Origin of the sequence: Butyrivibrio sp. XPD2006 (assembly GCF_000420865.1) — a bacterium.
Lineage (GTDB): Bacteria > Bacillota > Clostridia > Lachnospirales > Lachnospiraceae > Butyrivibrio.
This window is the reverse complement of the sequence record NZ_ATVT01000003.1, coordinates 379,630-394,917: the sequence shown is the minus strand read 5'-3', so window position 1 is coordinate 394,917 and position 15,288 is coordinate 379,630. Positions and strand designations below refer to the sequence as shown.

The 15,288-nt window shown below is 45.3% G+C and carries 14 protein-coding genes; all 14 read right to left on the bottom strand.

Annotated elements, in window-relative coordinates; translation table 11 throughout:
• Window positions 1-36: 36 nt before the first annotated feature.
• The 14 genes from G590_RS0105555 to G590_RS0105490 are packed head-to-tail and all read right to left on the bottom strand — an operon-like array spanning window position 37 to window position 15,269.
• The gene (locus G590_RS0105555) at window positions 37-2,478 is read right to left on the bottom strand and encodes an ATP-dependent helicase (RefSeq protein ID WP_022764685.1); all 2,442 of its coding nucleotides are present in this window, start codon (window positions 2,476-2,478) and stop codon (window positions 37-39) included.
• Window positions 2,478-3,125 (bottom strand): DUF1836 domain-containing protein, encoded by a 648-nt coding sequence (locus tag G590_RS0105550; RefSeq protein WP_022764684.1) that lies wholly within the window; start codon window positions 3,123-3,125, stop codon window positions 2,478-2,480. Before G590_RS0105550 ends, G590_RS0105555 begins: the two co-directional genes overlap by 1 nt.
• 21 nt (window positions 3,126-3,146) lie before the next feature.
• On the bottom strand, window positions 3,147-4,835 hold the full coding sequence (gene recN / locus G590_RS0105545) for a DNA repair protein RecN (protein WP_022764683.1): 1,689 nt from the start codon (window positions 4,833-4,835) through the stop codon (window positions 3,147-3,149).
• 1 nt (window position 4,836) lies between these two features.
• Window positions 4,837-5,292: an arginine repressor gene (gene argR, locus G590_RS0105540; protein ID WP_022764682.1), complete on the bottom strand. Its 456-nt coding sequence runs from the start codon at window positions 5,290-5,292 to the stop codon at window positions 4,837-4,839.
• 14 nt (window positions 5,293-5,306) lie between these two features.
• Window positions 5,307-6,155 (bottom strand): NAD(+)/NADH kinase, encoded by an 849-nt coding sequence (locus tag G590_RS0105535; RefSeq protein ID WP_022764681.1) that lies wholly within the window; start codon window positions 6,153-6,155, stop codon window positions 5,307-5,309.
• A 9-nt stretch (window positions 6,156-6,164) separates the two neighbouring features.
• Window positions 6,165-7,064 (bottom strand): TlyA family RNA methyltransferase, encoded by a 900-nt coding sequence (locus G590_RS0105530; RefSeq protein ID WP_022764680.1) that lies wholly within the window; start codon window positions 7,062-7,064, stop codon window positions 6,165-6,167.
• Between the two features lie 8 nt (window positions 7,065-7,072).
• The gene (dxs, locus tag G590_RS0105525; RefSeq protein ID WP_022764679.1) at window positions 7,073-8,923 is read right to left on the bottom strand and encodes a 1-deoxy-D-xylulose-5-phosphate synthase; all 1,851 of its coding nucleotides are present in this window, start codon (window positions 8,921-8,923) and stop codon (window positions 7,073-7,075) included.
• 22 nt (window positions 8,924-8,945) lie between these two features.
• Window positions 8,946-9,890, bottom strand: coding sequence for a polyprenyl synthetase family protein (locus tag G590_RS0105520; RefSeq protein WP_022764678.1), 945 nt, complete (start codon window positions 9,888-9,890; stop codon window positions 8,946-8,948).
• Entirely contained in the window at window positions 9,891-10,115 is a 225-nt protein-coding gene (gene xseB, locus G590_RS0105515) for an exodeoxyribonuclease VII small subunit (protein ID WP_022764677.1), read from the bottom strand. It abuts the gene before it with no gap.
• Window positions 10,116-10,133: 18 nt separating this feature from the next.
• Window positions 10,134-11,360, bottom strand: coding sequence for an exodeoxyribonuclease VII large subunit (xseA, locus tag G590_RS0105510; protein WP_022764676.1), 1,227 nt, complete (start codon window positions 11,358-11,360; stop codon window positions 10,134-10,136).
• On the bottom strand, window positions 11,350-11,751 hold the full coding sequence (gene nusB / locus G590_RS0105505; protein ID WP_026493952.1) for a transcription antitermination factor NusB: 402 nt from the start codon (window positions 11,749-11,751) through the stop codon (window positions 11,350-11,352). The genes xseA and nusB overlap by 11 nt, the downstream gene beginning before the upstream one ends.
• Before the next feature lie 15 nt (window positions 11,752-11,766).
• A complete protein-coding gene (locus G590_RS0105500) occupies window positions 11,767-12,153 on the bottom strand; it encodes an Asp23/Gls24 family envelope stress response protein (RefSeq protein WP_242829763.1) in 387 nt (128 codons plus the stop codon).
• A gap of 28 nt (window positions 12,154-12,181) precedes the next feature.
• Window positions 12,182-13,642 (bottom strand): transglutaminase domain-containing protein, encoded by a 1,461-nt coding sequence (locus G590_RS20460; RefSeq protein ID WP_022764673.1) that lies wholly within the window; start codon window positions 13,640-13,642, stop codon window positions 12,182-12,184.
• 22 nt (window positions 13,643-13,664) lie between these two features.
• Entirely contained in the window at window positions 13,665-15,269 is a 1,605-nt protein-coding gene (locus G590_RS0105490; protein WP_022764672.1) for a peptide chain release factor 3, read from the bottom strand.
• Window positions 15,270-15,288: the final 19 nt, after the last annotated feature.

Here is a 15,288-nt window from a genome sequence, read left to right as displayed (position 1 = left end):
TTTGTTTGATGTAATCATTATAACATGATATACAGCTTAATTTTTCTTAAGTTTTGCGAAAGCTGCATACATTACTTTTTGTCCCGGCCCATCGAACATTACAGTAACCTTGTAGTCCCTGGGTCCCTGCTCCAATCCTGTAACGGTGCCTTCTCCGTACTTGACATGAGAGACTCTGTCACCGACAACGTAGTCCGGTGTCTCAGCCTTCATAGGCATTCCCTTTGAAATACCTGCCAGCTGTCCCTTGGCGTGGGTCGCTCCGGCGCCGGCGATATATGGCTTATCCGGTACCGCTCTTGGCTTAGTCACCTTAGGCTTGGGCTTGGCCTTTAATTTATAAGTATTGGCCAGCTCTGATTTCCCGTTGTCAAAAGAGCTCTTGGACGCACTCTTGGCAAGTCCCTTAGCAAATGACGGTTTGATTCCGGAATATCCGCCGCCTGCGAAATCATCATCACCGGTATATTCAAAGTCATCATCAATTGACTCTCCGCCGTCATATAAAAATGAAGCTGCGGTAAGTGGCTTGTTGCGATCAAGCATTTCACTCGGGATTTCCTGAACAAACCTCGAAAGACGGTTGTACTGGGTTTCTCCCCTTACCATTCTGCGCCTTGCGGCTGTGAGAGTTAGGTTCTTCTTGGCTCTTGTGATTCCAACGTAAGCAAGTCTTCTCTCTTCCTCGATGCCCTCCGGGTCTGAATCCTCAAACTGAAGTGTCATATAACTCGGGAATACATTCTCTTCCATTCCTGCAAGGTATACATTCTCAAACTCAAGTCCCTTGGCACTGTGAAGTGTCATGAGAAGAACCTTCTCATTGTCCTCACCTATTCTGTCTATATCAGCAACGAGAGCCACTTCTTCCAGGAAGCCTGTAAGAGTAGGCTGTTCAATTTCCTCGTTCTCCTCATAAGCAGCTATCTTGGATATAAGCTCATCCACGTTGGCTGCTCTGTCATTGTCTCCGCTGTCATCATCGTCATCCAAAGTCTTCAGATAGTCCATATATCCGACAACATCAATGACATCCTTAAGAAGTTCCTCAAGAGAATAGCTCTTACTCTTGGTCCTGAAAGCCCTGATCATGGTCACAAAGTCCGTGAGCTTGGCACTTCCACGGGAGATTGTCATGATCTGGTCAGCCTCACACAGAGCCTCAAAGAAGCTTATCTGTCTCTCATCGGCATAGGCCTGAACATTCTCTATTGTAGTAGCACCGATTCCCCTCTTTGGAACATTGATGATCCTCTTGACTGCAATATCATCAAGTCCGCTGTCAATGGTCTTGAGGTATGCCAGAAGATCTTTAATCTCACGTCTTGAATAGAAATTGGTACCACCCACAATATCGTATGGGATACCCTCGTAAACAAAGCGCTCCTCCAAAAGTCTGGACTGAGCATTGGTCCTGTAAAGAACCGCTGTCTCATCGTAGGAAAGCTTGTGATTTCTCTTTAATTTGCCAATCTCAGAGGCAATAAACTCAGCTTCTTCCTGAGCAGTATCAAACTCCCTGAGCTTAACCTTCTCTCCATCCTTGATGTCAGTCCAGAGTGCCTTGTCCTTACGCCCGGAGTTATTGCTTATAACCGCATTGGCAGCATCAAGGATCTGCTGGGTTGATCTGTAGTTCTGCTCGAGCTTGATAACCGTAGCATCAGGATATACCTTCTCAAAGTCAAGGATATTCCTGATATTCGCTCCTCTGAACCTGTAGATACTCTGATCATCATCACCTACTACGCAGAGATTTCTGTACTTGTCAGCAAGAAGCCTTATAAGCTCAAACTGCGCATTATTGGTATCCTGATACTCATCCACCATGATGTACTTGAATCTCTCCTGGTATGAGTCCAGGACGTCAGGATTCTTCCTGAACAGCTCCACGGTCTTCATGATCAGGTCATCAAAATCAAAGGCATTGTTCTTTTTGAGCGCCAGCTGGTACTCAGTATATGCCTTGGAAACTCTTGTCTTGATATAGTCATTGCCCGCCGAGAGTGCATACTCTTCAGGACTTACAAGATTGTCCTTGCACTTGGATATAATGCCCATGATATTCCTGAGCTTGAGCTGCTGAGTCTCCAGCTGAAATCTCTTGCATACATCCTTCATAAGTGCTTTGGAATCATCTGTATCGTAAATTGTGAAATTATTGCTGTAACCTATCTTGTCTGCATATCTTCTTAGCATTCTGGTACAGCTCGAGTGGAAGGTAGAAACCCAGATGCTCTCCGCTCCGAAGCCTACAATCTTATCTACTCTTTCCCTCATCTCACCTGCTGCCTTGTTGGTGAAGGTGATGGCCATAATATTCCAGGGGTTGACTCCGCATTCATCAATCAGGTAAGCCACCCTGTGGGTAAGTACCCTGGTCTTACCGCTTCCTGCACCGGCCAGAATCAGCACCGGTCCGTCAGTTTGCAGCACTGCTTTCTTTTGCTGCGAATTGAGTGTATCGTAAATTCCCATTACTTCTTATCCTTGGTTTTCTTTTCTTTTTTATTGTCCGGCTTATCATCATTTTCTGTCATATTGTCCAGAATCTTCTCTATAAGCAGCTTTTTGACGTAAACGTCATAGCTAAGGAGAGTTATAAATGAAAAAAGACGCATTTTCTTTTGCTCTTCTTCATTGATGTCCGGATCATCAAAGGTCTCCATAGCCCTTTCATATCTCTTGGTGATATCCTCTTTGACGGGATCTAAAGACTCCTCCTGAAGCTGGTACAAGGTCTCGTATATCCTTGAAAGATCGAGCTTGTCCTCTGCCCCATAATATCTGCGCTTTAGGGGTTCTATCAGAGTCTGTATGTCGCTGATCGACAGAATATTCTTGAGATAGTAAATTACTATAAGCAAGATCAGATGATCCTTGGAATACTTCTTCTTAATAGGGGGAGGAAGCAGATCATTCTTGGCATAGTTATTGATCATGGTCTTTGTAAGGATCTTGTCCTCGCCCGGATGACGGGTTGTCTTCTTGAGTCTCTCATCCATAAAAGAAGTCAGCTGATCCATATAAAGATCAATATTTGGTATCTCATCCAGTGAGATCGTATCGATCCTTCCAAGAGAAGCCATTATGCTGTTCAAAAGATCATCATTGTCTATTGTCATCTGTAAGCCTCGTATCTATTCTCAGTTCTTGCTGTCCATAGCCATCTTGCGCATCTCCTGCGCATTGGTTATAACCGCATCAGTGATGGTATCTCCGCCAAGAAGCCTTGCAAGTTCCCTGACACTCGCCTCTTCATCAAGGCCGTAAATGCTTGTAACAGTCCTTCCGTCCTCAAGTCCCTTCTCAATCATGAAATGAGTATCCGCCATGGCTGCTATCTGCGGAAGATGTGTAATACAGATTATCTGGTGCTCTCTTGAGAGCTCTCCAAGCTTCTGAGAAACCTTCCATGCAGTCTTGCCGCTTATTCCGGCGTCAATCTCATCAAAGATGAGCGTACTTATATCGTCCTTGTCAGCGACCACGGTCTTAAGCGCCAGCATGATACGGGAGAGCTCACCACCGCTTGCTATCTGATCCAGCGGACGAAGTGCCTCACCCGGATTGGTTGATATCATAAATTCAACATCATCGTAGCCCCTTGAAGTTATCTTGTCCTCATCACTCTTAACATCAATTTCAAATTTTACATCCAGGAAGTTAAGGTCAACAAGTGCCGCCCGTAGTTTCTCGGATAGCCCCTTTGCTCCCTTCTTCCTCACATCAGAGATCTTCCTGCAGAGCAAAAGAGCTTTTGATTTCTCCTCACTAAGTTCCCTGAGCAGCCCATCTCTGTGTGCTCCGAGATCACTAAGTGCGTCAAGCCTCTTCTGCTTCTCTTCCATGTATTTAAGCACAGCGTCTATGCTTCCGCCGTACTTGTCCTTCAGATGATTGATAGTGTTGAGTCTGTCCTCTGTGGTCCTGAACTTCTCATCATCAAACTCAAGACCGTCTATATAGTCGGAAATTGAATGTCCGAAATCTGTAAGAAGATTCTCAATATCCGAAAGCTGCGACAAAAGATCATCAAGCTCCTCATCATAGGATACAACAGATGACAGCTCTCTCACAGCCCTTCCGATCATATCGGATGCGCTATCTTCACCCTCACCTGAGTTTACCATGGCAGCTGTCTGATAAACCGCCCCCGATATTTTCTGGGCATTTACCATCTTGCGATAGCTGCTCTCCAGCTCCTCATCCTCGCCGGGTACCAGGGCTGCATCTTCAATCTCTCCAAGTTCATACTCTAAAAGTTCCTGCTCCCTGAGCCTTGCGCTCTCATCAATATCGGTCTCCGAAAGCTCTTTTTCCAACTCTTTCATATGCGAATACGAGGTTGTGAGCTCAGCAAAAAGAGCTGCCAGTTCAGCCTCGCAGTAATTGTCAAGAATCTCAATATGCTTTTTCTTGTGGAGAAGCTCCTGATGGTCGTTCTGACCGTGAATATTGATTAGAATACTTGAGATATCCTTCAGCTGTCTTGCTGATACGTTTTCTCCCCCGATCTTCGAAACACTTCTTCCGGGCATGATCTTGCGCTGCATAATAAGTGTTCCGTCTTCCTCAACAGGAATATCCATCTCCTTAAGAAGCTGTCTTTGGAGGTCATTCTCCACCCCAAAAACAAGCTCTACCAGGGCATACTCCTCGCCGGTTCTAATGAGCGAGGCATCTGCCTTACCTCCCAGGGCCAGATTCACACTCCCGATGACAACGGATTTACCTGCACCCGTCTCACCGGTGAGTATGTTAAGTCCCTTTGAAAACTCAATCTCCTGCTCCTTGATAAGAGCAAGATTCTTAACGTGTAAACTATATAACATCTTATCCTCTGTTTAAAACGCTCTTATACTTATCCATGAGCTCTAAAGCTACCTCGTTGGACTTGATCGCCACGAATATTGTATCGTCACCTGCAATGCAGCCAACAATCTCAGGCATATCAAGAGCATCTATTGCTGCAGCAACCGCCATGGCCATACCTGAAACCGTCCTGATAACAAGAAGATTTCCAGCAACGTCCATACTCACATAGCCGGCCTTGATTACGCTTACGTATTTATCATGCATGACTTCAGGGTCTGCAGTGGTATAAACATATTTCTGTCTTCCGTCAGGAGTTACCTGCTTGGTCAGCTTCATCTGCCTGATATCCCTTGAAACCGTAGCCTGGGTAACATCATAGCCAGCTTCTTTTAGAAGTGATGCAAGCTGCTCCTGAGTTTCTACCTCATGGTTGTTGATGAGCTCGATAATCTTGTCATGTCTGTTCTTCTTCATGACAATCTCCTTTCTTATTTCTCAAATTTTTTACTTATGACGTCGAGGAAGCTTACCTTATTCAATCGCAGAATCTTGGTAGTCTTCTTGGACATCTTAATCTCAATCTTATCTCCTGTATTCATCAGGAGTGTTCCGCTGCCATCAAAACTGCTGATGGCCGTCATGGGGCTTCCGTCCCTTCCCGGAAGCAGCTCAACATCTATCTTGGTATTAGGTGAAAAGACAAGGCTCCTGGAATTAAGCGTATGCGGACAAATAGGTGTGACCAGGATCATATTGGCTGACGGCTCAATAATGGGACCTCCGGCCGACATGTTATATCCGGTTGAACCTGTAGGTGTCGACACCACAAGACCGTCTGCATAATAGCTGCAAAGGAACTGATCATTTACATAGATATTGTAACCGATAGTAGCAATGCCCTGATATCTGGTCACAATAATATCATTTAAGGAGTAGTCTTTTTTGCCCTCAAGAGCACCCCTTAACATCATCCTGTCCTCAATCTCGTACCAGCCTTTGAGGATCCTCTCAAGAGCATCGTCTATTCCGCTCTCCTCTACCTCGGCAAGGTATCCCATGGTACCAAGATTTACTCCCACAAGGGGAATGTCCTGATATGCGATACTTCTGGCTGCCTGAAGCATTGTACCGTCTCCGCCAAGAACAATAACAAGATCCGTATCCTCAGGAATAACGCTGAGATGCTTTCTTGTGATAAAGAGCGGGTCATCTTCCTCTCTTTTCTCTTCAGCAATGGTAACTGTCTTGCCACGTTTCTCAAGATAGTGCTTAATGTGTTTGGTAACCTTTAAGTCCTTATCCTTGATCTTGTTGGTAACAATACAAAACTTCTCCATAAGCGCCCCCTATTTAAGCTCTGCCGCTGCCCTTAAGACCGCATCCTCTATGAGCTTATTATTCTCTGCTTCAAAAGAAATACCACTCTTATCAGCCTGTATCTCAGAAAGCTTCTTTTCCCCGTCTGCTTCTGTCAGCTGTTCAACTTCTGCGTTTCTCTCAGGATCCTTTCTGATATGGATCAGATATTCAATATTGCCCTCAGGCCCTTTGATAGGTGAGAAGTCCAGATGAAGAACTTCAAAACCTGCAACCCCCATAAAATCAAATATCCTGTGAACTACTTCAGAATGAACTTCAGGATCTCTTACTACTCCCTTTTTACCGACCTTTTCTTTGCCGGCTTCAAACTGAGGTTTTATCAGACATACCATCTCTGCTCCGTCCTTAAGAAGTCTTCTGGCGGGAAGCAGGATCTTGGTCAGCGAGATAAAAGATACATCACATGATGCAAAATCAAGGTCATCATCTATGTCGTCCCTGACCATATATCTGAAGTTGGTCTTTTCCATGCAGACCACTCTTTCATCGCTTCTAAGCTTCCAGTCAAGCTGTCCGTGTCCCACATCAACGGAATAAACCTTGGCTGCTCCGTTCTGAAGCATACAGTCCGTAAAACCTCCGGTGGAAGCCCCAATATCCATGCACACCTTGCCTTCAAGTGAAAAGCCAAAGTTTTTGACTGCCTTCTCAAGCTTAAGTCCGCCTCTGCTGACGTAGGGAAGTGTATCTCCCTTGACTTCCAGAGAAGTAATCTTGGCTTCCTCGAAGGTTGTGCCGGGTTTATCTTCCCTCTGACCGTTTACAAATACATCTCCGGCCATTATGAGGGCTTTTGCCTTTTCTCTCGATGGAGCAAGGCCTCTGTTTACAAGAAGAACGTCAAGACGCTCTTTATCTTTTGCCATAAATTCTCTTACCTTTGTACTTCGTCAATAATTCTCTCTGCCACTGACTGCGCATCCATTCTGAGTTCCTTGAGGAGCTTGTCTACGCTGCCGTGGGTAATAAACTGATCGGGTATAGCGATGGAAAGGACATTTGCATCAAGTCTCTTTTCATCAATATAGCTTCTCACCTTCTCGCCAAATCCACCTGATGCCACATTCTCTTCCATGGTGACAAAGAGCCTGTGAGTTGCTGCTGCTCTGTGAATGTAATCCGTATCAATAGGTTTAACAAATCTTGTATTTACAAGGGAGCACTTGTATCCTCTGTCCTTGAGGATAAGCCTTACCTCTTCTGCTATCTTGACCATGCTGCCCACAGCAAGAAGGCATATGTCCTTCTCCTCGTAAATAGGCTCACACTTGCCCATTTCGATAGGTGCCCTGAAGTCCTCGAGGCCATCGTATGCATTGCCCCTTGGGTATCTGACTGCTACCGGTGCGTTTAAACCTACCGCAAACTTAAGCATGTCTGACAGTTCCCACTTATTCTTGGGCGCCATTACATGCATGTTTGGCATTGATGACATATATGAAAGATCAAATATACCCTGATGGGTCTCGCCGTCACTTCCAACAAGTCCTGCTCTGTCTATGGCAAAGACCACAGGAAGATTCTGAAGACATACATCCTCCAATATCTGGTCATAGGCTCTCTGAAGGAACGATGAATAAACCGCAAATACCGGCTTGTATCCACCGATAGCAAGACCAGCAGCATATGTAACCGCATGCTCTTCTGCAATTCCGGCATCTACAAATCTGTCAGGGTAAATGTTCCTGAATCTCTTAAGTCCCGTTCCGTCGGCCATGGCTGCCGTAATAGCCACAACCTTGTCATCCCTTGCACCAAGCTTGCACATTACCGTTGAAAAGATATCCTGATAATTAGCAGTGGTTCTGGGATTTCTGGGAAGTCCGTTCTCCACGATAAAAGGTTCGGTTCCATGGAATCTTGCCGGGTGCTTCTCGGCAGGCTCATATCCCTTACCCTTCTTGGTCACAACGTGGATCATAACAGCCTTCTTGACCTTTCTGGCCTCTTTGATGGCGCGCACAAGGCCTGCGGTGTCATGTCCGTTTACAGGTCCAAGATATGTGATACCCAGGTTTTCGAATACCATGCCGGGAACAAAGAGCTGTTTAAAAGAGTTCTTGGCCCTTCTGATGGAATCGACAACCTTGGTGCTGGTACGAAGCTGAGCGTACACATCTTCTTTGAGGTTAAGGTATCCTTGCGCTGTACGAACATTGTTCAGGTACTTGCCCATTCCTCCGACGCTCTCTGAGATAGACATCTCATTGTCGTTTAAGATGATTATATAATTGGTCTCAAGCCTTGACGCATTGTTGAGGGCTTCATAAGCAAGTCCTCCGGTAAGAGACCCGTCGCCGATAACAGAAACAACTGCGTAGTCCTCACCCTTAAGGTCTCTGGCCTTGACCATACCGAGCCCTGCAGAAATAGATGTGGAGCTGTGTCCGGTGTCAAAGCAGTCGGTATCAGACTCACATCTCTTTGGGAAGCCGCTCATACCACCGAATTGGCGAAGCGTATCAAAACCTTCCTTGCGTCCTGTGAGCAACTTGTGTGTATAGGACTGATGTCCTACATCCCATATAATCTTATCTTTTGGCAGATCCAGTGCGATATGAAGAGCCATTGTAAGTTCAACGGCACCAAGATTAGAGGCAAGATGTCCGCCTGTTTTGGAAATCTTGTCGATAAGAAACTCTCTTATTTCGCCGGCAAGCTCAGGGTAATCCTCTCGAGCTATTGCCTTTATATCGCCTGTCTGATTTATCTGATCAAGAAGCATAATTCACTCCAATTAACCTAAGTTATTTCTTTCTGTAAATGAGATATTCAAAGAGTCCCTCAAGAAATGTTCCGCTTTGTCCAAAGCTCTTTAATATCTCCGAAGCCTCATCCGATAGTTCTTTTACCTTCTTTTTGGCTTCATCCATGCCGTTGAGACTGACATAGGTAGTCTTGTCATTCTTAAGGTCCGAACCGATGGGCTTACCAAGCTCAGCAGCATCACCCTCGATATCCAGAATATCGTCCTGAATCTGGAAAGCTATTCCAACATTGCTTCCCATCTTTTCAACCTGTTTGACCTGAGCTTCTGACGCTCCACCTATTATGGCACCTATCATAAGACTGCTCTCAATAAGAGCTCCGGTTTTATTCTCATCGATATAATGAAGCACATCCCGTGCGGTTTCTGTGTCCATATCATGATTGTTCTCGGCACAGATGTCTGCACACTGTCCTCCTACCATGCCGTAAATACCGGCCTTGGTTCCAAGAACGTCTAGGGCTGCAAGATATCTGTTCGATGTATCCCCGTCGTAATAGACCAGCTCTTTTCCAAGAGCCGCACCCTTGATCGCAGTCTCAAAGGCAAGATTAAGAAGTCCGTCTCCTGCCAGAGTTGCCATTCCGGGTCCGTACACCACATGAGTGGTCTTCCTGCCTCGTCTGTATTCGTCATTGTCCATAGCCGGAAGATCGTCATGCACCAGTGAATAGGTGTGGATCATCTCAATTGCCAGCATAAACGGCCTAAGAACGCTGTCATCAGCTTCCTCGCCTGCAAACAGCTTAAACGCCTCAAGCATCATAACAGGACGAAGTCGCTTACCTCCTGCAAGAAGACTGTAGTTCATCGCCTCTATAACAGTACGGGCATAGCCCTCCTCAGCTGGAAGTGCCTTGCCCAGTATATCTTCAAAATAGGCTGCCCTCTTTAAAAGTTCATCCTCTATGGAAATACCGCTCATTTACTCAAAGTCCTCCAAGCTGCCATCTTCGGCGATTTCTTTTACCTTCTGCTCAACGCTCTCAATGGATTCATGACACAGCTTTAAAAGCTCCATGCCTTCCTTGTACTGCGCAAAAGACTCCTCAAGGGAAATATCCTCGTCCTCAAGGGCTTTTATCTTCTCATCAATCGCAGCAAAAGCCTCTTCGATTGTCATTTTTTCTTCTTTTTTCTTAGCTGCCATAAGCGGCTCCTTTTCTCATTAATCCTCCCGGCCTGATAAAAATCCGACCTTGCCAGTTCCTGTGACACTCGTCTTTATAAGACCGTCGCTCACATATACCGAAAGCTCATCCCCTATGCTTACATCCCCGATGCTTTTGACGTTTCTGCCATTTTCATCAGCCACGTAGGAATATCCGGTCTTTAGTCTGTCCAGTGGTGAAAGACCTTTAAGCCTCTCTATATCCACTTCCAGTTCGTGCCTTGCAGCCTTTAATCTCTTTTCCATAAGCATCTTAAGGCTGTCCTGATACTGATCCATCCTAAGGAGCTTGTCCCTGATCTTCCCCATGGGACTTAAGTGCCTGAGGGCCTGTGCATATCTCTTTTCCTCATTGGTCAGACGGCTTATCTTTCTGTCTATCAGGGTTAAAAGAGTGCTCTGATAATCCTCAATATCCTGGATAAATCTGCTGTATTCAAATACCGCTATCTCCGCTGCTGCAGAAGGCGTAGGTGCTCTCCTGTCAGAGACAAAGTCTGCGATTGTAGTATCTGTTTCATGTCCAACTGCTGAAATAATCGGAACGGGGCAATCGAAAATTGCCTGAGCGACAATCTCTTCATTAAACGCCCATAAATCTTCTATAGAACCTCCGCCACGTCCGACGATTATAACATCAGCCTCTGAGCGGGACAAAGTTTCTATCCCCTTTACTATGCTCTCGGCGGCCTTCTCGCCTTGTACTATGGCAGGATAAAGAATGATCTGGATATGAGGGTTTCTCCTAGTAGCAACATTGATAATATCGCGTACCGCAGCCCCTGTTGGTGCCGTCACAACACCGAGAGTTCGTATATACTTAGGAATCGGCTGCTTGTAATCCTCTGAAAACATACCGGATTCCTGTAATCTCTTCTTTAGCTCTTCATATCTCTCATAAAGAACTCCAGCTCCATCCAGTTCAATTCTCCTGGCATAAAGCTGGTATTTACCATCTCTTTCATATACACTTACAGATCCTGTGACCTTGACCTGCTGTCCTTCCTTCATCTCGAAGGTAAGACCTCTGGTCCTGTCAGAGGAAAACATCACGCAGGCTAAAGCAGCACCATTATCCTTGATAGTAAAATATATGTGACCGGATGAATGGTACTTGCAGTTACTCACTTCTCCCTTGACCGTAAGGCTCCTTAGGAGAAAGTCCTGAGTAAACATATTCTTGATGTACGTATTAACCTGTGTGACTGTATATTCACTGCGCAAATTTAGCTAACACTCCATTTACGAAAGCAGGTGAGCCATCCTGACCGTACTTCTTGGCAAGCTCAACAGCCTCGTTAATAGCAACTCCGGTGGGAACCGAATCATCATACTTGATCTCATAGATGGCAAGCCTGATGATGGCAAGATCCACCTTGGCAATCCTGCCTGTATTCCATCCGGTAGTCTCTTTATTTATTGCCTCGTCGATCTCCGGGAGCTTCTCGGCAATCTTCTCGTACTTGTCCCTGATATAATCAGCGTCCTTGGTACTTATCTCTTTGTCAGAGGTCTGGGTAAAGAGCTCCTCCTGCTCTGACATATCTTCCATTGAATTAAATTCAACACGAAAGAGCAGTTCAAAAACCTGCTCCCTAAGTTCTGTTCTGTTCATCATTCACTGTCCTTCTTATGCTTTTGGCATTGTAATGCCGGCAATCCTGATGTTGACATCTGTTACTTCAAGTCCTGTCATATTCTCAACAGAAGCCTTAACACGGGTCTGTGCCTGCTGGCAAGTAGCCGGGATATTAAATCCGTAAGCCATCATAAGCGCCAGATCCACCTTGACCTCACTCTGTCCAACGATAACCTTGGCACCCTTAGACAGATTCTTTCTGCTGACCTTCTCAAGATTTTCACTTGTATAATTACCTGCCATTGCTGAAACGCCATCAACCTCGAGGGCTGCAAGAGCTGCAATTCTGGCAACAACATCATCTGCAATCTTAACTGATCCAACTTCTGCTATTTCTTTTCCCATTTCAGTTCCTTTCATTCTTTCGTGATATACCATATCACTCATTATATCACATCACCCGGCTTTAGAGCCAAAATATAATGGTCCTGGTGTCTTCAAAAGTCGTATATGATACCTGGGACGTATCTCCCTGAAGGAATTCGAATACCCTTCTGTTTGTTATAAGCTCCTCGAAAAGTGAGTCATAAACACTGTCTGTTGCGCACTTTATGGTCACATTCCTGCTTCCATCCTCGTATCTGCGGTCGAACAGATCTCCCACAAGAGCCATCTCCGAAGATGTGAAGTACTCATCCTCTCTGACATAAAAATTGTCATTCATGCTGTTGCATACAGGCATGCGCACTGTGTCAGAGATTGTATGGTTGTGCATTATCTCTGATGTTGTAACATTGAGGTAATCATAATTAACCTCAGGAAGCCTCATAGAATCAGCACTCTCTCCCGAAACCGTCTGATAGGAAGCATCTCCCCATGTCACATCAAGATAATAGTAAGTATTGTTACAAAGGACCAGATTCCAGGCATGCCTTATGCCCTTGTTGTTCTTGGTATTAACTGTACCGGTTACCAAAGTACACTTAACTCCCATCTTGTTAAGAAGGTACTGAGCGGCCTTGGCATAACCGTTGCAAACGCTTCTGCCGTTAATGAACACCGAGCAGATATTCTGATTGTCAGCAGCGTTTATATCATATTCGGTATTGGCTATCAGGTACTCGTACACATACTTGATAAGGTAGTAATCATCATCTGATGAAGGTGCGCCGGCAAGACACAAATGAACCGCATCATTTATCTGTGCCTGCCTTCTCTCTACTTCGTTGGCATCGTAGAGATAATTACCTGTAAAAGATATCTTGGTTATGGTATCTCCAACGGAATAGTTGGTGTACTGATAACCATCCACATAGAAAATCTCGGGATGGTCAGCCATAATATATTCAAAGACCAGCTCCACCGCATCATCGCTGGTGGTAGACACTATAATGTCTTTGGATAGCGTATTCATAACTGTCAGCATCTCAACATACAGGGTCTTGCCTGCATCTGTCAGATGCTCATAAGCATAAAGCCCCTGTTGCTGCTTCTTGAGGGAGGCGATTCCTTCGTCTGTCAGACCGATAGCCACCCTTGCAGCCTTCATGTCCTCATCAAGATCTGCATCAGATGCATTCTTGTACTTGGCTTCAAGAGAAAGATCTGCAGGCTCAGCCTGACTGAGATCCACAGTGGCAGCTTCTTCCTCTGAACTCTCAAGGGTTCCTATGTCAAAAGAGATCTCTTCTGCCTCCTGCTCAGCTTCCTCAGCCGGAACCTCTTCCGGAGCCGTAGCCACGTCAGCAATATCCTCTACGCTTGCAGCCTCAAAAATGTCATCATACTCCATCGGATCCTTGATGCCAAGAGCCTTGAGATAGTCGTCAAAGCTTGCATATCCGCATCCGGACAGAGTAACAGCAGTGACTGCCGTAGCAAGTATAAGAGCAAATCCCCTTTTAATTGTCATGACAGCTTTCTTCAAAAGCGCCCCTCCAAAACTTGTCTTAGTTTTTCTTGAACTCGGAAAGAACAAGCCCCTTGTTTCTCTCCATGGTCATTCCAACGCTCCATTCATTGATGAACAACAGAAGTGGTCTGTCGTGCATATCCTTTATCTTCTTCATGTCTGAGGTTCCTACAAGAGAAGACATGTCGACATCCTCATTGTCAACCCATCTGATGTACTCATAAGGAAGGCTCTCAAGAATGATCTCAACGTTGTACTCACTTTCAAGTCTAAACTTTAATACATCAAACTGCAAGACACCAACTACACCTACGATAATTTCTTCAAGTCCGGTGTTGTACTCCTGGAATATCTGAATGGCACCTTCCTGTGCAATCTGTGTGATACCCTTTACGAACTGCTTACGTTTCATGGTATCAACCTGGCGAACCCTTGCAAAATGCTCGGGAGCAAAGGTAGGGATACCCTCGTATACAACGTTGTCCTTGGGCATGCATACCGTATCTCCGATTGAGAAGATACCCGGATCAAATACGCCCATGATATCACCGGCATATGCCTCTGAAAGGATCTTACGCTCATCAGCCATAAGCTGCTGAGGCTGTGAAAGACGCATTACCTTGCCGCTCTGTACGTGCTTAACTTCCTTGTCTGCATCATATCTTCCGGAACAGATTCTCATAAATGCGACCCTGTCTCTGTGAGCCTTATTCATGTTGGCCTGAATCTTGAAGACAAAGGCTGAGAAATCGTTCTCAAGAGGATCTATCTTGGTTCCGTCTGCAGAAACTCTTCCTGTGGGAGGTGTTGCCATCTTAAGGAAGTGATGTAAAAAGAGCTCTACGCCGAAATTCTGAAGAGCTGATCCGAAAAATACCGGTGTAAGCTGACCTGATCTGACTTTCTCAAGATCATATTCGGCACCTGCTCCGTCTAAAAGCTCGATCTCGCCTGTGAGCTTATCAAAAGCATCCTGCCCGATCTCTGAGTCGATCATGTCCTTCTCGTTCATGGAAATGATTGTCTCTTTTCCTTCCTTGGTACCCTTCTGGGTCTCGGAGAAAGTAACAATGTGTCCCTCTCTTCTGTCATAGATGCCCTTGAAGTTCTTACCCGAGCCGATAGGCCAGTTCATTGGGCATGTTGCAATACCAAGGTTATTCTCGATATCATCAAGAAGATCAAAGGTATCCATTGCATCTCTGTCCAGCTTGTTGATGAAGGTAAAGATCGGAATATGGCTCATCGCGCAGACTTTGAAAAGCTTTCTGGTCTGAGCCTCTACACCCTTACTGGCATCAATTACCATGACCGCTGAGTCCGCAGCCATAAGTGTTCTGTATGTATCCTCAGAGAAATCCTGGTGTCCGGGTGTATCAAGGATATTGATGCAGCATCCTTCAAAATTAAACTGAAGAACCGATGAAGTAACAGAGATACCTCTCTGCTTCTCAATCTCCATCCAGTCAGAAACAGCGTGTCTTGCTGTTGCCTTACCCTTTACAGATCCCGCCATATTAATAGCTCCACCATAAAGAAGGAACTTCTCGGTAAGAGTAGTCTTACCTGCATCCGGGTGAGAAATTATGGCAAAGGTTCTTCTTTTATTGATTTCGTTAATTACATCTTTAGAATTACTCATTATTATGTCCCTTATTACC